This window comes from Bosea vestrisii, from assembly GCF_030144325.1.
Taxonomy (GTDB): Bacteria; Pseudomonadota; Alphaproteobacteria; order Rhizobiales; family Beijerinckiaceae; genus Allobosea; species Allobosea vestrisii_A.
Genome location: NZ_CP126307.1, coordinates 2953773 through 2976107, shown reverse-complemented (window position 1 = coordinate 2976107; position 22335 = coordinate 2953773). Strand labels below are relative to the sequence as shown.

The following is a 22335-nucleotide window of genomic DNA, read 5'->3' as shown; positions in this document are numbered from 1 at the left end:
CTGCGCCCGAGAATGACGGCTGTCGCCCGCCATCCGCGACATCGCGACTTCACATTCCTGTCGTCTCGCGCTTACATTGATGCGTTACGGGATTCGTGCGGCCCAGCAGGCGGAGGCGCGATACGGGTGACGGCGCATGTTATGCATCCGATGGCCTCGCCGGACGGTTGTCCGGCGCTGGTGCTCAACGCCGATTTTCGGCCGCTGAGCTACTATCCGCTTTCGTTGTGGAGCTGGCAGGACGCGATCAAGGCGGTCTTCATGGACCGCGTCAACATCGTCTCCGAATACGACACCGTGGTGCACAGCCCGAGCTTCAACATGAAGCTGCCTTCGGTTGTCTCGCTCAAGACCTATATCAAGCCCTCGCGCACCCCGGCCTTCACCCGCTTCAACGTCTTCCTGCGCGACCGTTTCGCCTGCCAGTATTGCGGCACGCGCGAGGAACTGACCTTCGACCATGTCGTGCCGCGCTCGAAGGGCGGGCTCACCACCTGGGAGAACGTCGTTGCGGCCTGCTCGCCCTGCAATCTGATGAAGGGTGACAAGATGCCGACGGCCGTCGGGATGATCCCGACGCAGAAGCCGTTCGCGCCGTCGATCAACGACCTGCATCGCAACGGCAAGCTGTTCCCGCCGAACTATCTGCACGAGAGCTGGCTGGATTATCTCTACTGGGATTCCGAGCTCGAACCCTGAGCCGGCCCGCAAATTCTACTGGCGTGGCCATCTGACGCGGCTTTCTGCGCTTCCGGTGCTCACGGACAGATGTCCGCTGCGCTCCGGTTCTCGAAAGTCACGCTAGCCGTCTCACGCCAGCGAATTTTCGGACCGCCTCAGTGAGTTCTTCAGGCCGAGCAGTGCCGCGATCAGCAATCCCAGCGAGGCCAGCGCGTTCCAGCCGGCGAGCGAGAGGCCGAGGAAGCGCCAGGCGGCTTCCGTGCAGGAAACGATGCGGGTCGTCTGGAGCTGCTTCATCAAATCCTGGACGCCAGCCGCAGCCGGAGCCGGCGTGCCGCCGCAATCATTCGGGCCGGCGAAGACACCCCATTCGACGCCGGAGTGGTAGACGCCCAGCCCGCTGCTCCAGGCCATCAGCAGCGCCAGGCCGATCAGCGCGGCGATCTGGAGCTGGCGCGAGCGCGCAAAGAGCAATGCGAGTGCAACAAGTCCGATCGCGGCGTAGTGCGGTGCCCGCTGCTCGAGGCAGAGCTTGCAGGGACGCAGGTGCAGGACCAGCTCGAAGAACCAGGCGCCGGCGATCAGAGCGAGGCTCGTAAGCCCGATCACCCCGATCAGGCGGCGGGGATCGGCGAGGAGGCGCGGGATAAAGCCGGTCATGGCGTAACTCAGCAGGAGAGGAGCTGGCCCGAGCCTGTCAGCAGCTTGAGGCCGAAATAGAGCAGGATCAGGAAGGCCGCGCCGCCGAGGGTGATCAGCTTCAGCCGCCTCTCGATGAAGTGCCGGATCGTCTCGCCATAGCGGCGCAGCAGGAAGGCGAGGGCGAAGAAGCGGGCGCCACGAGCGAGCACGCAGGAGAGCACGAAGAAGCCGAGCCCGATATGGACGGCGCCGGCCAGAATGGTCACCACCTTGATAGGCGGCAGATGCGCCAGGCCGGAGGTGGTCAACAGGATCAGCGTCGTATCGGGACCGGCGCAGGCGCGCAATTGCTCGAAGGCGTCGAGCTTGCCATAAAAGGCGAGGACCGGCCGTGCCAGCGCGTCGAAGGCATAATAGCCGAGCGCATAGCCGGCGATGCCGCCGAGCGTCGAGAAGACGGTCGCGATCAAAGCGAGGCGATAAGCCCGCTCGGGCTTGGCCAGCGCCATCGGCACGAACAGCACATCGGCCGGAATCAGGAAGAAGGAGCTCTCGATGAAGGCGACGACGGCGAGCCAGGCCTGCGCACTGCGGCGCGCGGCGAGCGAGAGCGTCCAGAGGTAAAGTCGTTCGAACATCGCCGCCCCTTAGCGGGCGCGCGTGCGTCCGTCCATGGGGCTGACGTTACATCAATGAGTGTTCACACGAGATTGACCGGCCCTCGCCGATCGCTATAGTCCGCCGCGCCCGCAAGGGGCCCCTGTGGCGGAATTGGTAGACGCGCTCGACTCAAAAAGTGGTTTGTCTACCAAGCGACAGAATGTCGCGACGCCCCGTTTCGCTTTCGATTTGAGGCGCTTATACCGATTGTAACGCGGCGAGTGAACGGCTGCTTGGCCGGCTAGGTGCAGAATAGGTGCACAGCGAAGGAGCCGGTACGGGCGGTGAGAGAGTGCGCTTTGCGGCTCTCGTTATGCTGGACGCGCCGTTCCCGCCTGCCTCGCGCCGTGTCGTTCTTTAACGGGTCAAGGTCTGGCTGAATGGTCCTGAGCGGAAATGCCGTTGGGTGCCTGTCACTTTGAGTTTAATCGTGAGAATCTTTTGTCAACGATTTCAGTTCGTTAGCTGCACTTAATTTGAAAACCTGACTCGGCTTTCTTACGCCCGGTCGCGTTCAGGAAGATGCCGTAGGCCAAGCGATCATGAAGGCCGGAATCGTCGCCTATGCCGCGCGCGGAAGTCCAGCGGAGCTCATCCCGCTATATTTTTCAGTTCTCGGCTCATGGGTTGCCGCATGGTTCAGGATCTTAACGCCGAGCCCGACTCGCGCTCGAATCCGCGATGGCCTTTGCAAGGTCCTTTTGCCAAAACGGCTTCCCAAGCCGCTTGACGTGGGCTGGCAGGCTGCCCGGCAACTCTGCATACCCGGTCGCGAGAATGATTGGGATGTCAGGCCACCGGCCGTTAAGCTCCGCGATCAGCTGGCTGCCGGTCATGTGCGGCATGGCCTGGTCGGTGATGACGAGATCGAAGGCGGCGTCCTCGCCCATGATCCTGAGCGCCTCGCGGCCGGAACTGGCCTCGACGACCTGATGACCCAGATCCTCAAGCAACGCGACCGTGTTCATGAGGACCAAGGCGTCGTCGTCCACCGCCAGCACCCGGATCGATGGGGTCGTTTCGGCAGGCGAAGCATCCGCTTCCGCGAGGTCTGTAATCAGCCCTGAAGAGGGCTTGCTGACCGGCAGCCACAGCGTCGCGGTGGTGCCCTCCCCGACCCGGCTCTCAAGCTCCAGGCGACCGCCCAGCTGCGCCGCCGTGCCGAGCACCATGGGTAACCCCAGGCCCGTCCCCCTGCCGACGCCCTTGGTCGTGAAGAAGGGCTCGGATGCCCTTGCAAGGGTTTCCCGGTCCATTCCAACGCCGCCGTCTGTAACGGCCAGGCGAACATACTCGCCGGGCTGCAGCGGGCCGGCGCTTCCGGGGGCGACCGTCTCGTTCCTTGCGGAAATCGTGATCCGGCCCCCCTCGGGCATGGCGTCGCGCGCGTTCACGGCGAGGTTCAGGATGGCGAGCTCGACCTGGTTAGGATCGGCTGCGGCCGGCTTGAGGCTGGCCGGAAAGGACGTTTCCAGTTCGATTGACGGCCCAAGCGAGCGGCCCAGCAGGTCGGTCATGCCGGCAACGAGGTCGTAGACGTTCACCGAGCTCACCTGGAGATCCTGCTTCCGGGCAAAAGCGAGCATGCGCTGCGTCAGCGATATGCCGCGCGTCGCCCCCTTCAGGGCATTGCCGATCAGGTTCAGCTGCCTTTCGTCAGTCACCTGCTTGCGGAGCAGTTCCAGGCTGCCGACGACGGCATTCAGCAGGTTGTTGAAGTCGTGGGCGACGCCGCCCGTCAGCTGGCCGAGCGCCTCCATCTTCTGTGACTGGTAGAGCGCCTCGCGCGCGGCCTCCAGTGCCTGGTCGGACTGGCGCCGCTCGGTCATGTCACGGGTGATCTTTGCGAAGCCGATGATGTTGCCCTGATCGTCGCGGACCGGATCGATCGCGACGCTGGCCCAGAAGTGCTCGCCGTTCTTGCGGACCCGCCACCCCTCCGTTTGGTAGCTTCCTGCGGAGCGCGCCGCGGCCAGGGCCCGCTCCCAGACCTTCGCCTCGCGCTCCTCCTCCCTGTAGAAGACCGAGAAATGCCGGCCGATGATCTCGTCGGGCCGATATCCCTTGATGCGCTCCGCGCCGGCATTCCAGTTGGAAACGATACCGGTCTCGTCGAGCATGTAGATTGCGTAGTCGGTCACGCCCTGGACCAGGAGCCGGAAGGACTGTTCGCTGCGCCGCAGCGCCTCCTCCTGCGCCTTGCGCTCGGACAGATCGCGCGTGATCTTGGCGAAGCCAAGGGCGCGTCCGGTCGCGGGATGCAAGATCGGGTCGATGATGACGTGGGCCCAGAACCGGGTCCCGTCCTTGCGGACGCGCCAGCCCTCGTTCTCGAACCGACCCTCCTCACGCGCGATCCTGAGCGCCCTTGCCGGTAACTCGGTCGCCTTGTCCTCCGGCGTGTAGAAGCGCGAGAAATGCTGGCCGATGATCTCGTGGTCCTCGTAACCCTTGAAACGCCTTGCCCCCGGGTTCCAGCTGACGACGTTCCCCTCGGGGTCGAGCATGTAGATCGCGTAGTCCGTGACCGCGTCGATCAGCAGGCGATAGCGATCCCCCGTCACGTCATCCACTGAAGTCATGTTGCCGAACGCGCTCCATTCCATTCCCAAACAAACCGTATGCAACCCGCCGGCACGGAATTGGTTCCTCCGTTCGAGACCGGCGCCGCAGCGCGATCCATCTCGCATTAACCCATCGGCGCGATAATGGCCCAGAGGATGACATTCCGACCGGAAGCCCAAGCCATTCCCTTCAGCGAGATCCCGTGTCTATCAACGATGGCCTGAGCGGCCTGAGCACCAGGCAGTCCCTGTTCACCCGATTGGCCCAAGGCACCGCGCGTTGGACGGGCAAGCCCGCCACGTTCTTCGTCGCCCTGGGGATCATCGTCGCCTGGGCATTGTCGGGACCGCTGTTCGGCTTCAACGACACCTGGCAGCTGGTGATCAACACCTCGACCACCATCGTCACCTTCCTGATGGTCTTCATTATCCAGAACAGCCAGAATCGCGACACCGCCGCGATGCAGATCAAGCTGGACGAGCTGATCGTGCGTCTCGAAGGCGCGCGTGAGGAACTCCTCGATCTGGAACAACTCGACGAGGACAAGATCGAGAGGATACGGAAACAATTCGAAAAGCGGGCCGCAATTGCCAGGGACGGCACCGACCCGGGGCCGCCGCCGTCCATCGGCGACGCTTGAACGGTCAAGGGCCGGTGGCTCGCCGATGTCAGCCGGCCATGGTCTTCTTCATGGCTTCAAGGTTCGCCAGGTGCTCCTTGATATGGCCCATGGCCAGCATCGCGATGGCGCGATGGGTCGGGTCCTTGCCAGCACCGAGGTAGGTCTCCTGGATATTCAGCAGCTTGGTATGCCCATCCATCTGGCCCTTGAAGTAAGCCATGTCGAATTCCTTCCCGGCAGGCATCGCCTTCAGCTTGTCGATCATCGACTGAGCTTCCGTGCCGAGCTTGGGCGCGTTTCCTTCCGGCATCTTGGACGCCGCCTTGACGACCTTGGCGACGGTCTCCTGCTCGGCGACCTCGAATTCCGCGAAACGCTTGAGCATCGCGTCGGCCGACTTATCCAGCGCGGCCTTGCTGGTCTCCAGCGAAACCGTGCCGGCCTCGAGGGTCTCTGCGGCGTGACGCGTTTCGGGCGTCGGCATGTTCGCGCTGGTCTGGGCGAGGGCCGCGGCCGGCAGGAGTGATGCTGCGAGGGAAGCTTGAATGAGCGTGCGACGATCCATGATGTTTTTTCCCGATGAGCCCCCGCCGTTGGCCCTGCAACGCCCGTCTTCGTGAAAAGGTTCAGCCGTTTGTCGCGATTGACCTGCGGCTCAACAAGAAGCCGAAGCTGTCACTTGCTGGAGGAGGTGACCGCCTCGATCTTGTTGCCATCGGGATCGAGGACGAAGGCGCCATAATAGTGGGCATCGCACTGCGGGCGCAGGCCGGGAGGGCCGGCGTCACGCCCTCCATGGGCCAGGGCCGTCTCGTAGAACAGATCGACCATCGCCCGCCGGCCGGCGGCGAAGGCGACGTGCACACCGTTGCCGGGCCTCGCGGGCTTGCCGTCCACGGGCGTTTCGGCACTGAACAGGAATGAGGCGGCGCCGTAGTCGGCCGATCCCGCCGAGCCGTTGAGCAAGCGCATCCCAAGGACGGGCATAATGGCGTCGTAGAACCTTCGCGCACTGGCGATGTCGTTCGTGCCGACCGATAGATGATGGATCATTGCAGCGTCTTCGCAGTGGCGTCCTTCAGCTTCTTGCTGGCAAGGGTTATGAACAGGATGAAGCCCGCCAGGACGGCGCAGATGCCGTTGGTCAGGATCAAGGGCCATTGCCCCAGCGCGAGCCCGTAGGCGACCAGAGGCAGAAGCCGGTCGTGGTTAGCGCATACATCGGTGCCGACAGCGATTTGGTATCCCTGGTTCGAACGATGCGGACGGCCTGCGGCACGAAATTGATCGTCGAGCAGAGCGCCGCAGCGAAGCCGACCATGCTGACCCAGCTCATCGTCACGCCTCCGCCTCGGCATCTGAGCCGGTCTGGATCTCCGCCAAGGGAGCGATGGCCGGGCCATTGAGAACGGTGCCATCAGGGGCGAAGTGCGATCCGTGGCACGGACAGTCCCAGCACGTCTCGAAGGCGTTCCACTGCAAGTGACAGCCGAGATGGGTGCAGACCGCCGAGCGCTGGTAGAGCGTTCCGTCCTCAGCGCGGTAGGCAGCGATCTTGGTGAGGCCTTGTCGAATGATGGCGCCCTGCCCGGGTTCCAGCTCCTCAAACGATGCCAGCTCGCCGGGAGCGAGATATTGCGCCAGGTTGGTTATGGCGGTGCTGTTCTCGCTCACGAAAGTCATCGCGGCCTTGAGGGGCTTGCGCGCCGGTTCGTACACGGTAGCGAACTTGTTTTCCTTGCCCTCGATAAGGTCGGGAATGATCAGGCTGGCAAGGACGCCATGCGTGATGCCCTGGCCGGAATCCCCTGTGGTGACCAAAGTCCGGCTCCGGTGTGCCTCGCGGCCGATGAAGGCGCCGTAATCGAGCGTGTCCATGACCTGTCCTGACCAGCGGTACAGCTCGCCGCCCAAATCCGGTATGAGCGTCTTGATCCAGGATGTAAGAGCCGCAAAGCGCGCATGAGCGTCGTTAGCCTCGCCCGTCTTGTGATCCTCGCCGCCGACGATGAGAACGTCCTTACCGTCAGTCCCTGACGTCAGGCGGACGTAATGATACGGATCCTCGGTGTCCCAATAGAGAGCGTCGGCAAGGGCGCCCCGCTCGATCTCGAAGCCCATCGCGTAGGTGCGATAAGGAGCCTGTTTGGTATGGAGGGCGAACAGGTCATGGATCGGGGAGTTCGTCGCGACGACGACGAAGGACGCGTCGACCGTGTGACCGGCTTCCAGCTTGATATGAACACCTTGCCCATCTTCGGTAATCTCGCTCACGGCCGAGTAGGCGTGGAGGCGAGCGCCCTTCTCCTGCAGGGCTGCGGCCAGGCCGCGAAGGTACTTCAGCGGATGGAAGGTCGCCTGGTCGGGGTACTGCAGGTATGGCCGGTCCTCCAACGTTCGCAATGGCAGTCCCTCGCCGCGCTCGACCGCAACGCCGATCTCGTCGGCGGCCTCGACCTCGTCGTCCAGAACGGATGGCTTGCTCTTCGGATCGAGGAATAAGAGGGCATCGAGCCTGCGAAACTCGCAGTCGATGCCGAGCTCCTTCTGGATCGTCTCGATACGATCGACCGCCGCGTTCTGGCTGGCCTGGAAACCCTGGGCCAATTCCTTGCCGCGCATCGAAAGAAGTTCGGCGAGGGAGTCGTCGCAGATGGGCGCGAGATGGGCGGTCGTCCTGGACGTCATGCCGCCGGCGATCGGGCCTCGGTCCAGCACCAGTACCGAATGGCCACGGAGCACGAGTTCGTAGGCGATCGATAGGCCGGCGATGCCAGAGCCTACAACTACCACGTCCGTTTTCGTGTCTTCCGTGAGCGGGGCGGCATCGGGGGCCACCTCCACGTCCATCCAGACGGACCGGCTCTCTTCTCGCATCGCGTTCATCGGAAACTCCCGGGTTATTGAGCCTCCAACGCCCCCAGGTAAATTCGGTTTCGAGACATTCCAAAGTTTGCGCACGCACCGGTCGCTCCGTTCCGGTCCGGGACGTTTTTGAATGGTGGGTGAGCATTCACGTCCTGCCTGAACTAATGCCGTGTCCATCGGTTTGAAGCCTGCAACAGAGCGACAAGCAGTGGGCGGTTACATGAAATTCTTGCGCGACAACGGTCTGACGATGACGCTCCTGGTGCTCACCGCCCTATGCATCTCGGGAATGGTGGCGTCCGGCCTCAAGGTCGAGAATGAGATGCTGGCAAGCCACCGCCAACCTTCAATCGGCCTACTCGACTATATGGGATCAGGTTCTTTTCTATCGGCGCTGTTCGAGAACTGGGAGAGCGAGTTCCTGCAGATGGGCGCCTACGTGATGCTGACCGCCACGCTGTTCCAGCGGGGCTCGGCAGAGTCACGCGATCCCGACGAGCCCGAACGGGACGGCGACGAGTTGCCCGATACTTGGCGCAGCAGACATCCTGCGTTGCAATGGATTTACGCCCATTCGCTCGGCCTCGCGTTGACGGCACTGTTCGTCGCCAGCTTCGTGGCGCACTGGCTTGGAAGCGCAGCTGCCGCCAACCAGGAGGCCGTGCTTCATGGAGCCGAGCTGAAGACACCGCTCGCCTATCTGGGGGATGCACGATTCTGGTTCGAGTCATTCCAGAACTGGCAGTCGGAGTTTTTGTCGACGGCGGTGCTGGTCGTGCTGTCAATCTTCCTTCGCTTCAGGAACTCACCGGAATCGAAGCCGGTCAGCGCCGCTCACGGCGATACCGGCGCCTGATCCCGTGGCACCGCTTACAGGATCTCGATGTCCCGCGCCGTGACCAGGATCGTCTCCTGACCCAGCCGGTTCTCCAGCTCCTCTCGGAACCACGTCCACCAGCCTCTATCGATCCGATGGACGACGACCTCGAAGATCGCGATCTCGTCCCCTTGCGTCTGCCCGCCGCTTTTCCACCGGCCCTGCGCGGGAGCGCGCTTGTAGGCGGTGACACCTCCGAATGTCTCGTTGAGCTCGTTCTCAATCCGGTCGAACATCGTGTCGGGGAACGGCGTCCCGTCGTTGGCATTCATGGGCAGGAAGATCTCGATGCTTTTCATTGACCCCTCGCTGTCGGTCGCCGCCATCAGGAGGGCCGGCGCGCCTCATGCGGCCATAACGACTGCTTCTCCGCCCACAGGTCGTTTCGTATGGCCACCGCCGCGATCGCTGCCTGGCCATTGCAGACACTGATCTGGTCCAGCCCGTAGACGACATCGCCGGCAGCATAGAGATGCTTGATCGTCGTGCGCTGATGGCGGTCGACTTCGATGCACCCGTCCTCCGTCGCCGTGGCCCCAAGCATCTTTGCCAGCCTCGAATGGATGGAAGAACCCAGTGCCGGATAGACGGCGTCGTAAATCTCCGGGCGGCCTGCGGTTATGACTTCGAGGCCGCCGGCAAGCAGACGCATGCCCTTGACCGGGCCGAGCCGGATCGTGGCGCCGATCCGCTCCAGCCGGCGCCGCAGATCGGCCTCGACGGCGTGGCTCACCGTCGATATCAGGGTCACGCGGTCCGTGAACGAGCGGAGGAATTCGGCTTCGCTGACGGCCCGGGCGTCCGAGCCCAGCACCGCGACGTTCAGACCGGAGACCTCGTACCCGTCGCAGACCGGGCAATAGCGCAGATGTCCGCGCGCGAGCGCCTCGGAATGGGTATGGTCGTCGAGTTCCGGACGCCGGTTCGTCACGCCCGTTGCGAGAAGGACGGAGCGGGGCGACCACGATGCATCAAAGGAACGTGCCGTGAACCCCGAGGGCGCTTGCCTGATGTCGTCGATGCGCCCCTCGACCAAGTCGGGGCCATACCGGCGTGCGTGCTCCGACATTCGGGCTAGTAGGTCCTGGCCCGATATCCCGTCCGGGAAGCCCGGCACGTTATGGCTTTTGGGATCAGCAAGGCGCGGCTTCTCCCCTCGTCCACGACAGCGACCCGGAGATGAAAGCGGGCGAGGTAGATCGCGGCCGTGAGACCTGCCGGGCCGCCGCCAACGATGAGGCAGTCCAGTTGCGGCTTGATCATTCACGCCACTCTTCCAGGACCCGGGCGGTCTCCGCGGTGAATATCTGCTGGCTGAAGCGTTGTTTGAAGAGGTCGAGAAGCGCGTCGTGTCCGGCATCGGAAAAACTGCAGACGGCGTCCCTCGCGATGACGACGTGGAATCCATGATCCACTGCCCCCAGCGCCGAAGACAGCACGCAGACGTCGGTCTCGGCTCCCGTCAGGATGACCGTATCCACGTCGCGATCGTGCAGGTGGGCGACAAGTTTTCTCCCTGCGAAGGCTGAATAGACCGGCTTATCGAAGACCAGTGCTGGGGGAACGAAGGATGCCAGCTCCGGGACGAGTTCCAGCAGCGCCGGGTCGATCCGTGCGCGCGTGGTTTCTGGCCAGCGGCGATAGAATTCCTTCCAGGCTCCCTCCGCCGCGTCCGCGGTGACCGGTGTGACGAAGCGCGTGAAGATCGTCGCCTCCGGCCGGTGCCGCGCCAGCGCCACGCACTGCGGCACCACCTTCGGAAGCCAGGGTGTCGACCAGGGGCCATCGTGCGAGAAAAGCCGCTGCATGTCGACGCAGACGTGGGCGGTGCGGGAGGTCAACTGCGGTAAAGCCTGCTCCATCGCCCTTCCTTTTTGGCTTTGGCCCCGCCGCGGCAAAAGACCCCCGGAGCGAACCCCGGAGGCCTCAAGTCGACGTAGTGCGGCTCAGATGATTGTGGTGGTTCCCTTGTACGGTTCGGCTTTTTCGTCGAACCGAGTCCAGCCCTCCTGGCGATATTGCGCCATCCGGGTGTCGCGATCGATGGGGGCCGCGCCATCGAGGATGGCCTCCACCGCCGCCTCCTGCGCGGGCTCGGCGCGAACAGAGACCACCGATCCGCCGCGCCGAACCGTCTCGGCGTAGTAGTGGGCCTCGTCCTCGTCGTGGCCTTCCTTGATGAAGGATCCGACCAGGCCGCCCGCCGCCGCGCCGGCGATGGCGCCGGCAGCTGTTGACGCTAGCCAGCCTGCGGCTACGACCGGGCCGATGCCCGGAATGGCGAGCAGGCCCAGGCCGGCGAGTAGGCCGGCCGCACCGCCGAGGCCAGCGCCGATCCCGGCGCCTTCCTCTGCGTTAGTTTCGCCATCGCCATTTCGCCCGACGATGCTGAGGTTGCTGCTTGAAATGCCGGAGGCCTCCAGCTGCTCGACGACCGAGCGGGCGGTTTCGTAGTTGTCGTAGGAACGGGTGATTGTGCGGGTCATTTATGTCTCCAGGGTCGTGACGGGAGGGGAATCGATCAGTTCTTGACGATGTTGCCGCGGTAATCGACCGAGACATTGACCTGCGCGCCGGCGTTGGTGGCCTTGCCCTTCCAGACACCGTTGTCGTCCTTCTTCAGGTCGGTGACATTGGTGTAGCCGTTGGCTTCAAGGCGGCTCTTGGCTTGGCCTTCGGTGAAGCTGTTGGCGCCCGGCAGCGGGGCGTTCGCGTCGGCAGGGGCAGGCGTCGGGGCCGGCGACGTGGTGGAAGTCTGGGCCATGGCGCCGAAGGAGGTCGCTGTGGCGATCAGGGAAGCGATGATCAGCTTTTTCATGGTGGTCTCCCGATGGGTTGCGGCTGTGCCGCGATGCCCAGGAAAACGGCGAGTTGCCTAAGTTAGTTCCATTCCAAATCACGGATGCGAGAGGAACAGGAACGGTTCTTCCTCGTTGACCGGGCATTCCACCAGCCACCGGGGAGAAGCACCATGGCAACCGAACCCAAAGCCCTCGACGACATGTTCCACGACATGCTCAAGGACGTCTATTACGCCGAGAAGCAGATCCTTAAGGCCCTGCCGAAGATGGCCAAGGCGGCGAAGTCGCCAGAGCTGAAGAAGGCCTTCGAGACGCACCGCACCGAGACCGAGGGGCACGTCGAGCGTCTCAGCGACGTCTTCGAGGCGATCGGCAAGGCGCCCCGCGGCAAGACCTGCGACGCGATCCTCGGCATCCTGGAGGAAGGCAAGGCCGTCATGGAAGACTACGCCGACAGCCCTGCCCTCGACGCCGGTCTGGTCGCTTCCGCGCAGGCCGTCGAGCATTATGAGATGACCCGCTACGGCACGCTTCGGGCATGGGCGCAGCAGCTCGGTCACAAGGAAGCTGTCACCCTCCTCGACGCCACGCTGGCCGAGGAGACCAAGACCGACGAACTGCTGACCAAGATCAGCACGTCGACCAATGCGGCGGCGGTCCCCAAGGCGAAGGCGGCCTGATCACCGAGGTATAAGGGAAGGCCCGTCGAGCGGCACTCGGCGGGCCATTTTTGTGTCCCAATCGACTAGGACGTCGTGGCGGCCCCGCATCCCAACCTGTCAAAAAAGGTGGAGGGAACGTACGAATTCATGCTGGGAGGTAGAGGTTCGCCTTTTCAAGGATCCGGCACATGACGCTCGTCGACAGCCCTTCGCGCTCGATCATCCCGGAAAACGAGGCCGCCCGGATGATGGCGGTGCGCCGCTACGACATCCTGGACACCCCGCCCGACGGCGCATTCGACCGGACGACAGCAATCGCGTCGCGGCTTTTCAACGTTCCGATCTCCATCATCAGCATCGTCGACAACGACCGGATCTGGTTCAAGTCGCATCACGGGGTCGACGTCGGGCAGATCGACCGCGAGCCCGGGCTGTGCGCGTCGGCGATCCTCCAGTCTGACCCCTTCATACTGCTCGACGCGAAGACGGACCCGCGCTCCCTGGCGAACCCGCTGGTGGCAAGCGGATTTGGCCTGCGCTTCTATGTCGGCGTGCCCCTTCAGACGAGCGACGGCTTCAACCTCGGAACGCTCTGCGTCATCGACAAGGAGCCGCGCACCGTCAGCCAGGACCAGATCGAGAACCTCAAGGATCTTGCCGCCACGGTCATGGACCAGATGGAGCTCAGGCTCGCCGCACGCCGTGCGGTCTCCAAGCTGGAAGAGGTCATCGATGAGAAGGACGATGCGCTGAGACGCTCCGCGATGATGGCCAAGGAAATCGACCATCGCGTCATGAACAGCCTACAGATGGTCGCGTCCCTGCTGAAGCTGCACGGCCGCAGCGTGGCAGACGGGCAGGCGGCAGCGGAGCTGGCCTTGGCCGCGAGCCGAGTGGCGGCCGTCGCGCGGGTCCATCAGCACATCTATATGAGCGACACGGTCGAGACGACGGAATGCGCCAGCTACCTCCGGCGGCTGTGCCAGGACCTGTCCGACATGTTGCCGGACGGGCGGGGGCCCATTGTCGTCGAGGCGATCAAGACCGAGCTGCCCACCGAGCAGATCGCCCCGCTGGGGCTCATCCTGAACGAGCTTGTCACGAACGCCGCAAAGCATGGCCAGGGCAGGATAACGGTCGCCTTGGAGCACCAGGGCGAAACCAGTTACGTGATGCGTGTCAGCGATGAGGGAAAGGCCCTGCCGGAATCGTTCGATCCGTTCGCGCGATCTGGCCTGGGCATGAAGGTCGTCGGCAGCCTGACGAACCAGCTTGGCGGCGAATTCGTCGTGAAGCCGTCCGATGACGGGGCGCACTCGGTCTTCGCGGTCGAATTCCCGCGGGCTCGGTAGCCGATCGCCGGATCTTCGAGACGTCACGGCCTCCCTCCCGGGAACCCAAAAGGGATTTGGCGGTTGCTCGAACCGGGGGCACCGGAACTGCGACGATGCCGAAATACACGATCACTACCAACGACAGCGAGAGTGTTGAACGCTCCGAGGAGCCGCTCGAATTCCCGCACACCAAGGCGGCCACGGACGACGCGCAGGTCGCCTTGGGGGAGATGGCCCGGGAGAAGCTCCCGAACGGCAAGCGCGCCGATTTCGGCGTCAGTGTCGAGGACGAGACCGGCAAGGAGGTTTACCGGGCCGACTTGAACTTCAGTGCCAAGACCGAGGACGACCTCGATCGCGAGAGCGAGGAAGCGGATGCGGACGACGTCGCCGTGACCTCGGGACCGGTCCCCGCGCCTGACTGATTAACCGGCCGCTAAGATAACTCGGACATTTCTTTCTATCCGGCGGCAACAACGGGCTTCGACTGCAGTTGGCTAAGTGTCACAGCCGAAAGTCTCGCCATGACAAGACTCGTTCTGATCGTCGAAGATGAGCCAATCATCCGGATGAACGCGGTCGCGATCGTCGAGGACGCGGGCTTCGACGTCCTCGAGGCATCGAACGCCGACGACGCCGTGGCTCTGATGGTATCCCGCCCGGACATCGCCGCCGTCTTCTCCGACATCGAGATGCCCGGATCCATGGACGGTCTGGCGCTGATGCATGAGGTCCGGATCGGGTGGCCGCCGGTCGTCCTGATCCTGGCGTCGGGCCGCATCACGCCGCCGGCCTGCGACATGCCGAATGATACGACGTTCCTGCACAAGCCCTACTCGGAGACGGCGCTACTCGACGCGCTTCATGCCATCAACTAGCGCCGCTCTCACCGCCGCGACGATCCTGTCGGCGGGCGCCGGTTTCTCCAGCCAGATGCCGGTTCTGAAGATAGGGTCGAGCGTCTCGTCGGTTTCCGAATCGCCTGAGAAGACCACGAACGGGATGCCCTTCTCGGCCAGCCGCCGCGCCACCGGCTCGCACGAACCGTCCAAAAGATGCATGTCGAGGAGCGCGACCTCGGCGTCGTTAGCGTCCAGCCACTTCAAGGCATCCGCGCACGACCCGAGCGTCCCGGCCACGGACAAGCCCGCCTCGGTCAGGATGTTCTCTACGTCGATGGCGATGATGGCCTCGTCCTCCAGGACGAGCACCCTGGCACCTTGCGGCGCTTCCATTTTTTCGTCCCCAGCCGAGACGTGGATAATGCCCGCGATCGGAGCGATGCGCCAGTCGTGGGGGCTGTACCCCCGCCCAAAGGCGTCGCCGGCATTTGAATGAAATCCACCGCCTTTCGTACATCGGTCGGTGGCATTCCTCATATGGGAGTGGACCATGCTCATCATCAGAAACCGCACAGACGGTTTGCCGCCATCCATCGAGATCGAGATCATCGGCCGCCTCTATGGTGGGCTGGCGCAGATCCTGTGCATCGCCGCCTGCGTGATTGTCGGCGCGACGATCATGGCCACCCGTACCGGCGACCCTGCTTTGTGGGCGATCGTAGGAGCGTCCGTCGTGACGAGCACCGTGCGGGTCATCGGCGTCTTGGCCTTTCAGCGACGCCCGACCGAGAAACTTACGCTTGCGCAGGCGCGGCGCTGGGAGACCTGGTACGCGGCGGCCGCGTTGACCTTCACGATCGTGATCGCCGCGCTAACAATCCGCATTTTCCATGCCGAGTACGCCGATGGCTACATCCTGGCGGTCGGGTTGGCGATGGGCATCAGCTCCGGAGCCTGCTCGCGGGCCGTGAGGTTTTGGATCTGTTGCGCGATCTGCACCCTTGCCGTTGGCATCCTCATCGCGGCCCTTGCCTTCACCGGCGACGACCTGCTCCAGTCAATGGCGTTCCTGCTAACCCTCTATCTCCTCAGCATCTACGATGCTGCGGCCCGGAACGTCAGCCAGTTGGAGGCCGTCCTGATCGGCCAACGCGAGCTCGATTTCGCCGCGCGCAAAGATGCCCTGACTGGCATTGCCAACCGTCGTGCTTTCGACGAGGCCATGACGACGGCGGCTGCCTCCGAGAAGGCATTCTCGCTCCTCCTGCTCGACCTGGACGGGTTCAAGGCCGTCAACGACCGTCTCGGCCACGCGGCCGGCGACGACCTCCTTCGCCAAGTCGCCAATCGGTTGGCGACGGTCACGCGCGATGGCGACCTCATCGCCAGGGTGGGCGGCGACGAGTTCGCCATCATCGCTCCCGGCGCCGACGCGGGACAGGCAAGGAGTCTGGCCGAGCGCGTGGTGGCGCGGGTCGGGCACCCCTACATCCTGCTGGGATCGCCGGCTGACGCGGGCACTTCGGTCGGCATCGAGACTGTGCCGGCCGGCGACAGGTACCACGACCCCGAAACTCTGCGCCGTGCCGCTGACGAGGCACTCTACGCCGCCAAGCGGGCCGGCAAGGGCCGCGCGATGTTCGCTCAGCTCCGGAGCGTCGCCTAGAGGGAGTTTATGAAACGTGAGGCTAAATGCGCTCAATCTCGCCCAGCAATACCTCGCACACTTGCGGAGGAGACCAAGACGGACGAACTGCTGACGAAGATCAGCTCGTCGACCAACTTGGCGGCGTAGCCAAAGCAAAGGCCGCCTGATTCGTGGCGACAGAGTGCCAGCCGAGCGCCGCTCGGCGGGCACTTTGTTGGAACTAGGTGCGACGTCATCCCTTGGACCTTGGCCAAAACCGCGTCGGCTTCAGCCGAGATGACCGGCGTCACGAAGATGTCGTCGTGGCGGAAAATGTAGTCCTCGTGATCGAGGACGATGCAATGACGGGGCGACGCTCACTTGCGGCTATTGAGCTGCGGTCGCAGCCGAAAGACCACTCACGACTTTGACACATGCTCGGGCTTGCCCTTGCGTTTGGTCGAGGCGAGATCGTCGAATTCGCGTTCGTTCATCGATTTCTCCATCGATTTGGAAGCACCCTTGAGTTCGCTTTTCTTAATGTCGCCGCGCTTGGCGGCCAAGGCGGCGCCTGCCGCCTTTTGCTGAGCTGCTGATTTTGCTGGCATGTCCATCTCCTAGCTAGCGCCTTTCCAAAGCGGCACCTCCTAAACAAGCCAATTGCGGAGGCGTTCCCGCGGGATCGGCTCGGACAGGCCCTGCACCTTTCGCCGTCATCGGCTTCATGTCGCCGCCTCCTTCATGAATTCGGGGTGGCGGTGCGCCGAGCCCGCAATTGACGGGGCGGCAGCGATGATGCTTCCACTTGGCAGCATCGGCCGTATCGCGCTATGTAAAGTTCCCGTTTCGTTCGCGAGAGCCCGGCATGACGCGTCGCTCCGGCAGTGCCGATCTGCCTTTGCACTACGGCCGTGTGCCGGCCTGGCTCGCCCAGCGCATGACCAGTCTCGGCGCCGTCATCTGCGAAGCGATTATCCATCACTATGGCCGTGACGAGTTGCTGCGGCGTCTGGCGCATCCGTTCTGGTTCCAATCCTTCGGCGCGGTGATGGGCATGGACTGGCACTCTTCGGGCATCACCACGAGCGTGATCGGGGCACTGAAGCGCGGGCTGACGCCGCTCGCGGGCGAGCTCGGCTTGCATGTCTGCGGTGGGCGAGGCAGGCATTCCCGGCAGACGCCCACCGAGCTGGAGCGGATCGGTGCCCAAGTCGGCTTCGATGGACACGCCTTGGCCAAAGCAAGCCGCCTCGTCGCCAAGGTCGACAGCGCTGCCGTGCAGGACGGTTTCGACCTTTATCTGCACGGCTTCTTCGTCACCGATGATGGCCAATGGGTCGTGGTGCAGCAGGGCATGAACGGCGATGGCGGCCTCGCCCGCCGCTATCATTGGCAGTCGGAAGGCCTCGGAAGCTTCGTCGAGGCGCCCCACGCTGCCATCGACGGCAAAAACCAGGGCGAGATCATCAACCTGACCGATGCGCGCGCGGCCTCTTCACGACAGGGCCAGGTCGCAATGCTGTGCGAGATCGGGCCCGACGCCATCGTCAGGGAGTTCGCTGCGCTGGAACGCGACCGCGTCCCGCCTGCCCTCTCGCCAGCGCAACTCGCCCTGCCCCATCTGGTGATGCCGGTGCATCACGATGTCCGGCCCAAGGATGTGATCGCGCGGCGTCTTCATGGAGCGCTCGCTGCAGCGGCCGACTGCGCCCCGGCTGACTTCTCGGACCTGCTTCTCGTGCCCGGCGTCGGGGCCCGCACCGTGCGCTCACTTGCAATGGTGGCCGAGGTGGTTCATGGCGCGCCGTGCCGCTTCGCCGATCCGGCGCGCTTCTCGCTCGCGCATGGCGGCAAGGACCGTCACCCTTTCGCCGTGCCGACCAAGGTCTACGACCAGACGATCACAGTGCTGAGATCTGCGGTCGATCGGGCCAAGCTCGGGGAGGAGGATCGCCTCGCCGCGATCGTCCGACTCGACCGCGAGAGTCGCAGGCTGGAGCGTATCGCCATGGGCCCGACACTGGACGATTATGTGACCGAGGAACGCCGACGTTCGGCGGAGTATGGCGGGCGGAGCGTTTTTGGTTGGGAGCAACGGGAGCCCAAGACTGCCCAGGCTGCGACGCCGAAAATCCGCCCAGCGCGACATGCGAGCGCGGAGGCTCAGACGCCCTGAGCATTTGCGCATGTCACGAGGCGTTCTGCTCCTCAGCGAAGATGACCTCGCCAACACCAAGTGAGATGGCCTCGACGCGCCCGTCGACGCTTAGGCCGTGATGGAGACGAAAGCCGCCGAGATCGAGGGTGTCGGATCAAAACCCTATCGAAGGGGAAAGCGCCTGCTCAATTGAGGGGAGCCCTGAAGGCCAAAACGCCATGGCTTTTCACGGGCCTGGCTGATCCCGATCCGCGGACCCACAGCGACATCAGGTTCACAGGTTCGATCACTGAGCTTGAAGGGCTCCTGATAGACCGGCAGAGCGTCAAAGCTGGCGTCGATGGCTAGCGCTTGAGCCAGCCGGCCGGGACCGCTGCACAACGGCGATGCTCCACCGCGCCTTTCGAGCATGATATCCAAACCGGCGGTAGGTTCGAGGGCACGGAGCAGGACGGCGCCGCCGCCTCGGGCCACGATGTTGAAACACCAATGAAGGCCGTATGACCGATAGACATATGCTGTCCCGGCATGGCCGAACATCGCGGCGTTGCGCAAAGTCGGCCCGCGAAAGCTGTGTGAAGCCGGGTCGTCGCGCGTGTAGGCCTCGGTTTCAACGATCACGCCCCCGACCCCGGCGACGAACATCGAGACCCCAATCAAACGGATTGCAAGCTCCGGTGCCGCGCGATCGAAGAATTCGATTGGGAGAAGAATCGGCCGGCAGTCGTCGAGATGGCCGGATGTCATCAGAGCCAACACGCAAGAATGTCTGCCACGGCTACGACCTGTTCGAAAAGTCCACGCCCGACCGCAGCCAAGCGAGCTGAACGTATACTGGTTTCTACCGCAATCCTTAGGGGCGCTGCTCAGTCCAAGTGCAGTTTTCCGAGATTGCCCGGCAGCCCCGACACCGACAGGTCATCGGGACGGGTTAGGCCCGACACTGGCTCGGGACCGTGAGACTGCTCACCCTTGTGGGCTTCGTCCCACGCGCGAATGGCCGCAACCAGCCTGGCGAGCTCGCGCGCCTCGGGAGTCCCTTCAGGTGCATCGCTGATCGCATTGGCGCGTATGGCCGCCGCATCATATTCGGCCTTATCCTCGATATTCATCGAAACACTTCCTCATCGCTCATGACGACGACGATTGCCGTCATCTCGGCAACGAAAGCGTGGGGGAGGAGTTCCCGAGGCTCAAGATGAAAGGCCCAGGATATCGCGATGCAGCGTGACGCAGGAGCTGATCGGCACACCGCTGCTTCAGCCCGACTCCCAACCGCGGTGACAGGCAGCGACCGACATTGATCACTTGAGCTGGCTGTCCTTTGCTGCCACGACGATTGAATCCGCTTATGACGGGCTTTGCATCGTGGCCAGACTGACAGACAACGCAGGTGCGCGCGCCCGGCATCGCCCTGCGTCAAGCCTCCGGGATTTCGTCGCCGCAATCCTGACAATAGATTTCGCCCGGCCCGGTCGGTAGGCGCGCCCTCGGTAGACGCACCGCATCAGTGATGCTGATGCTGTCGTCGATCTGGTCTTGAACGGCTCCATCCGGAGCCCAACCGCTCGCCATGGTTCACCTCAGTTTTCCGGCTCTTCCGGTGGCTTGGTGATTTCTCGTGGATCCACCCGAAGGAAACCGCATTTCGATGGCGACAGATATCGAAACGGAGATCCCGCGATGACCGATTATCCGAAGCCTCCCTTTCCGGAACAACAGCAATCCATGCCGGGCCAAACCGCTGCAATGGATCCTAGCCCCGATCACGGCGAGGAGAGCTATCGAGGATCCGGTCGCCTCCAGGCAAACGTGCACTCATCACCGGAGGCGACAGCGGGATCGGGGGTGCGGTGGCGATCGCCTTCGCCCGTGAGGGGGCCGACGTCCTGATCTCCTATCGCGACGAGGACGAGGACGCGCGCGACACGGCGCGCTGGGTGGAAAAAGCCGGGCGGAAGGCTGTGCTCGTACCGGGCGACATCCAGTCACCCGAGTATTGCCGCAAGCTCGTCCAGCAGACCGTTTCGGATTTGGGGATCGACATCCTCGTGAACAATGCCGCCCATCAGGCCACTTTCGAGGACATCGCAGATATCAGCGACGACGAATGGCAGCTGACCTTCGCCGTGAATATCCACGCGATGTTCTATCTGACGAAGGCGGCCGTAGCACACATGCCGCCGGGCAGTGCCATCATCAACAAGGCCTCGGTCAACTCGGACATGCCCAACCCGACGCTACTGCCCTACGCCACGACGAAGGGCGCAATCCAGAACTTCACCGGGGGATTGGCACAGATGCTGGCTGCGAAAGGCATTCGTGCGAATGCTGTCGCGCCAGGGCCGATCTGGACGCCGCTGATCCCCTCGACGATGCCGGCCGATACCGTCGCGAACTTCGGCAACCAGGTGCCGATGAAGCGACCCGGACAGCCCGCGGAACTCGCCACCGCCTACGTCATGCTGGCCGACCCGCTGTCGAGCTATGTGTCGGGCGCCACGATTGCCGTGACCGGCGGCAAGCCGATCCTGTGAGGAGCGCCGCCCCTGCTTCGGTCCTGCTCGACTTCGTCGCTACAATCGCGGCGTGGAGGGATCTGTGCAACTACGCAATGCGGTGCTCGCGGCCTGGCCGGCTGAAGGGCGCCGTCTCGCCATTGGGGTGGCCCACACATTCTGGGTGCCGATCGAAAAGCCGGTTGGGCAGCAACGCTATCAGGCGATAGCCCGGCCTCACTGAATCTTCGCGGGAGGGGTTCGACGGTCCGCAGCCTCGCGATAAGCTGTTTCGACAAACAGCCTGAGCCCCTTCCTGACGGCCGCCGTCAGCTCGACGTCCTCGCCGTCCTCTGTCGTGCCGCGCATGGCGAGACGGGCAATTTCGCGTGTGAAGGCATCCTGCAGCCCCCGAAGCTGCCCATGACCCGATGCGGTTTCTCGCTCATGGATGAAAGCCGCCACGAGGAGCCGGCGCAGTCCGGCATTTAGTGCCTTGGCGATGACGGCATCTTCGTTCGACATCGGACTGCCCCCCTGCAGGTTAGCGCTTTCCTGGAACCATCGGCATCGCCACCTAGTTCCTCGCACATCAAGCGTCACCGACGCATCCTGGGGGAAGATCCATGGCTCCGCGTGCTGTCTGGAAGGGCGTCCTGAAGATCGCCGAGGTGACCTGTCCTGTATCGCTGTACACGGCGGCGTCGACGGCGGAGCGAATCTCGTTCCATACCCTCAACCGCAAGACCGGCAACCGCGTCCACCGCCAGTTCATCGACGAGGTCTCTGGCAAGCCCGTGGAAACCGAGGATCAGGTCAAAGGCTATGACAAGGGCGATGGCGACTACGTCATCCTCGAACCTGAAGAGATCGCCGCCGCCATTCCCGAAAGCGACAAGACTCTCACCGTCGAGACCTTCCTGCCGTGCGACGAGATCGACGACATCTTCTTCGACAAGCCCTACTACGTCTCGCCGAGCACGCCTATCGCGTCGGACGCCTTCGCGCTGATCCGCGAGGGGATGAAGGGCCAAAAGTCGGCCGCCCTCGCCCGGACGGTCATCTTCCGCAGGATGCGCTCGATCCTGATCCGGCCGCATGGCGATGGCTTGATCGCGACGACGCTGAACTTCGACTACGAGGTGCGCTCGGCCGAGGACGCATTCAGCGATGTTCCGGCCATCAAGATCGATGACGAGATGCTCGAACTCGCAGAGCACATCATCAAGACGAAGGCCGGGGAGTTCGATCCGAAATCGTTCGACGATCGCTATGAATCCGCTTTGGCCGAGCTCGTCCAGGCGAAGATCGAAGGGCGCAAGCTCAAGCCGCAGAAACGGCCAGAGCCGACCAAGGTCGTCAACCTGCTGGATGCGCTGCGCCAGAGCGCGAAAGGGACAGGCAGTAAGGCCGCAGCGAAGTCGAAGCCTGCTGCCACGAAACAGGCGCTGCGGAAAAAAGCGGGTTGATCGCGTCCGCGTTGATTACTTGCGCGCCG

The 22335-nt window shown here is 63.6% G+C and carries 28 protein-coding genes and 1 pseudogene; 11 read left to right on the top strand and 18 right to left on the bottom strand.

The annotated features are described in order from the left end of the window. Positions 1-141: 141 nt before the first annotated feature. Positions 142-699 (top strand): HNH endonuclease, encoded by a 558-nt coding sequence (locus QO058_RS14760; RefSeq protein WP_284172908.1) that lies wholly within the window; start codon positions 142-144, stop codon positions 697-699. Positions 700-810: 111 nt separating this feature from the next. Here QO058_RS14760 and QO058_RS14755 read toward each other — a convergent pair whose 3' ends face one another. The 3 genes from QO058_RS14755 to QO058_RS14745 form a co-directional block, all read right to left on the bottom strand. Next, a complete protein-coding gene (locus QO058_RS14755) occupies positions 811-1341 on the bottom strand; it encodes a disulfide bond formation protein B (RefSeq protein WP_284167081.1) in 531 nt (176 codons plus the stop codon). An 8-nt stretch (positions 1342-1349) separates the two neighbouring features. Next, a complete protein-coding gene (locus QO058_RS14750; RefSeq protein ID WP_284167080.1) occupies positions 1350-1961 on the bottom strand; it encodes a YqaA family protein in 612 nt (203 codons plus the stop codon). 669 nt (positions 1962-2630) lie between these two features. Continuing rightward, complete coding sequence (locus tag QO058_RS14745) at positions 2631-4589, bottom strand: hybrid sensor histidine kinase/response regulator (RefSeq protein WP_284167079.1); 1959 nt, start codon at positions 4587-4589, stop codon at positions 2631-2633. 161 nt (positions 4590-4750) lie between these two features. Between QO058_RS14745 and QO058_RS14740 the strand changes: the two genes are divergently transcribed. Beyond that, positions 4751-5188, top strand: coding sequence for a low affinity iron permease family protein (locus QO058_RS14740; RefSeq protein WP_284167078.1), 438 nt, complete (start codon positions 4751-4753; stop codon positions 5186-5188). A 28-nt stretch (positions 5189-5216) separates the two neighbouring features. Here QO058_RS14740 and QO058_RS14735 read toward each other — a convergent pair whose 3' ends face one another. The 4 genes from QO058_RS14735 to QO058_RS14720 all read right to left on the bottom strand — a co-directional run bounded on the left by QO058_RS14735 (position 5217) and on the right by QO058_RS14720 (position 8056). Further along, on the bottom strand, positions 5217-5735 hold the full coding sequence (locus QO058_RS14735) for a DUF4142 domain-containing protein (protein WP_284167077.1): 519 nt from the start codon (positions 5733-5735) through the stop codon (positions 5217-5219). Positions 5736-5845: 110 nt separating this feature from the next. Then, entirely contained in the window at positions 5846-6223 is a 378-nt protein-coding gene (locus QO058_RS14730) for a VOC family protein (RefSeq protein WP_284167076.1), read from the bottom strand. 97 nt (positions 6224-6320) lie between these two features. After that, a complete protein-coding gene (locus QO058_RS14725) occupies positions 6321-6506 on the bottom strand; it encodes a SemiSWEET family sugar transporter (protein ID WP_284167075.1) in 186 nt (61 codons plus the stop codon). Positions 6507-6508: 2 nt separating this feature from the next. Beyond that, positions 6509-8056 carry an FAD-dependent oxidoreductase gene (locus tag QO058_RS14720; protein WP_284167074.1) on the bottom strand — a complete coding sequence of 516 codons (1548 nt, stop codon included), beginning with the start codon at positions 8054-8056 and terminating at the stop codon, positions 6509-6511. Between the two features lie 202 nt (positions 8057-8258). On the opposite strand from QO058_RS14720, the gene QO058_RS14715 reads away from it, so the two are divergent. Continuing rightward, entirely contained in the window at positions 8259-8894 is a 636-nt protein-coding gene (locus QO058_RS14715; protein WP_284172907.1) for a DUF6766 family protein, read from the top strand. A gap of 14 nt (positions 8895-8908) precedes the next feature. Here QO058_RS14715 and QO058_RS14710 read toward each other — a convergent pair whose 3' ends face one another. The 6 genes from QO058_RS14710 to QO058_RS14685 all read right to left on the bottom strand — a co-directional run bounded on the left by QO058_RS14710 (position 8909) and on the right by QO058_RS14685 (position 11733). Further along, positions 8909-9241 (bottom strand): hypothetical protein, encoded by a 333-nt coding sequence (locus QO058_RS14710; RefSeq protein WP_284172809.1) that lies wholly within the window; start codon positions 9239-9241, stop codon positions 8909-8911. Then, positions 9241-9984 carry an NAD(P)/FAD-dependent oxidoreductase gene (locus QO058_RS14705; protein ID WP_284172808.1) on the bottom strand — a complete coding sequence of 248 codons (744 nt, stop codon included), beginning with the start codon at positions 9982-9984 and terminating at the stop codon, positions 9241-9243. Before QO058_RS14705 ends, QO058_RS14710 begins: the two co-directional genes overlap by 1 nt. Before the next feature lie 5 nt (positions 9985-9989). After that, positions 9990-10178: an FAD-dependent oxidoreductase gene (locus tag QO058_RS14700; protein WP_284172807.1), complete on the bottom strand. Its 189-nt coding sequence runs from the start codon at positions 10176-10178 to the stop codon at positions 9990-9992. Beyond that, positions 10175-10777, bottom strand: a complete 603-nt coding sequence (locus QO058_RS14695) for a cysteine hydrolase family protein (RefSeq protein WP_284172806.1) — start codon at positions 10775-10777, stop codon at positions 10175-10177. Before QO058_RS14695 ends, QO058_RS14700 begins: the two co-directional genes overlap by 4 nt. 84 nt (positions 10778-10861) lie before the next feature. Then, positions 10862-11401, bottom strand: coding sequence for a hypothetical protein (locus tag QO058_RS14690; RefSeq protein ID WP_284172805.1), 540 nt, complete (start codon positions 11399-11401; stop codon positions 10862-10864). 35 nt (positions 11402-11436) lie between these two features. Beyond that, positions 11437-11733, bottom strand: a complete 297-nt coding sequence (locus QO058_RS14685) for a PepSY domain-containing protein (protein ID WP_284172804.1) — start codon at positions 11731-11733, stop codon at positions 11437-11439. A 153-nt stretch (positions 11734-11886) separates the two neighbouring features. Between QO058_RS14685 and QO058_RS14680 the strand changes: the two genes are divergently transcribed. The 4 genes from QO058_RS14680 to QO058_RS14665 all read left to right on the top strand — a co-directional run bounded on the left by QO058_RS14680 (position 11887) and on the right by QO058_RS14665 (position 14590). Continuing rightward, a complete protein-coding gene (locus tag QO058_RS14680; RefSeq protein ID WP_284172803.1) occupies positions 11887-12396 on the top strand; it encodes a YciE/YciF ferroxidase family protein in 510 nt (169 codons plus the stop codon). Between the two features lie 170 nt (positions 12397-12566). Next, positions 12567-13730, top strand: coding sequence for a histidine kinase dimerization/phosphoacceptor domain -containing protein (locus tag QO058_RS14675; protein WP_284172802.1), 1164 nt, complete (start codon positions 12567-12569; stop codon positions 13728-13730). 95 nt (positions 13731-13825) lie between these two features. Next, the gene (locus QO058_RS14670) at positions 13826-14137 is read left to right on the top strand and encodes a DUF6894 family protein (protein ID WP_284172801.1); all 312 of its coding nucleotides are present in this window, start codon (positions 13826-13828) and stop codon (positions 14135-14137) included. A gap of 144 nt (positions 14138-14281) precedes the next feature. Further along, complete coding sequence (locus tag QO058_RS14665; RefSeq protein WP_347976522.1) at positions 14282-14590, top strand: response regulator; 309 nt, start codon at positions 14282-14284, stop codon at positions 14588-14590. Here the strand turns inward: QO058_RS14665 and QO058_RS14660 are convergent. Beyond that, entirely contained in the window at positions 14561-15163 is a 603-nt protein-coding gene (locus QO058_RS14660; RefSeq protein ID WP_284172799.1) for a response regulator, read from the bottom strand. The two genes, QO058_RS14665 and QO058_RS14660, sit on opposite strands and share 30 nt — an antisense overlap. On the opposite strand from QO058_RS14660, the gene QO058_RS14655 reads away from it, so the two are divergent. Then, positions 15105-16220 carry a GGDEF domain-containing protein gene (locus QO058_RS14655; protein WP_284172798.1) on the top strand — a complete coding sequence of 372 codons (1116 nt, stop codon included), beginning with the start codon at positions 15105-15107 and terminating at the stop codon, positions 16218-16220. The genes QO058_RS14660 and QO058_RS14655 overlap by 59 nt on opposite strands. Positions 16221-16600: 380 nt before the next feature. On the opposite strand, the gene QO058_RS14650 is transcribed toward QO058_RS14655, so the two are convergent. Then, positions 16601-16789 carry a DUF3008 family protein gene (locus tag QO058_RS14650; protein WP_284172797.1) on the bottom strand — a complete coding sequence of 63 codons (189 nt, stop codon included), beginning with the start codon at positions 16787-16789 and terminating at the stop codon, positions 16601-16603. A 257-nt stretch (positions 16790-17046) separates the two neighbouring features. Between QO058_RS14650 and QO058_RS14645 the strand changes: the two genes are divergently transcribed. Further along, positions 17047-18357 (top strand): DUF763 domain-containing protein, encoded by a 1311-nt coding sequence (locus QO058_RS14645; protein WP_284172796.1) that lies wholly within the window; start codon positions 17047-17049, stop codon positions 18355-18357. Between the two features lie 144 nt (positions 18358-18501). On the opposite strand, the gene QO058_RS14640 is transcribed toward QO058_RS14645, so the two are convergent. Next, entirely contained in the window at positions 18502-19086 is a 585-nt protein-coding gene (locus tag QO058_RS14640; RefSeq protein ID WP_284172906.1) for a DNA-3-methyladenine glycosylase, read from the bottom strand. 119 nt (positions 19087-19205) lie between these two features. Beyond that, positions 19206-19451: a hypothetical protein gene (locus tag QO058_RS14635; protein ID WP_284172795.1), complete on the bottom strand. Its 246-nt coding sequence runs from the start codon at positions 19449-19451 to the stop codon at positions 19206-19208. 571 nt (positions 19452-20022) lie between these two features. On the opposite strand from QO058_RS14635, the pseudogene QO058_RS14630 reads away from it, so the two are divergent. Then, positions 20023-20876: pseudogene (locus QO058_RS14630) on the top strand (SDR family oxidoreductase). Positions 20877-21074: 198 nt separating this feature from the next. On the opposite strand, the gene QO058_RS14625 reads toward QO058_RS14630, so the two are convergent. Then, positions 21075-21362: a hypothetical protein gene (locus QO058_RS14625; RefSeq protein WP_284172794.1), complete on the bottom strand. Its 288-nt coding sequence runs from the start codon at positions 21360-21362 to the stop codon at positions 21075-21077. A gap of 101 nt (positions 21363-21463) precedes the next feature. On the opposite strand from QO058_RS14625, the gene ku reads away from it, so the two are divergent. Further along, the gene (ku, locus tag QO058_RS14620; RefSeq protein ID WP_284172793.1) at positions 21464-22306 is read left to right on the top strand and encodes a non-homologous end joining protein Ku; all 843 of its coding nucleotides are present in this window, start codon (positions 21464-21466) and stop codon (positions 22304-22306) included. The last annotated feature ends 29 nt before the right edge of the window (positions 22307-22335 follow it).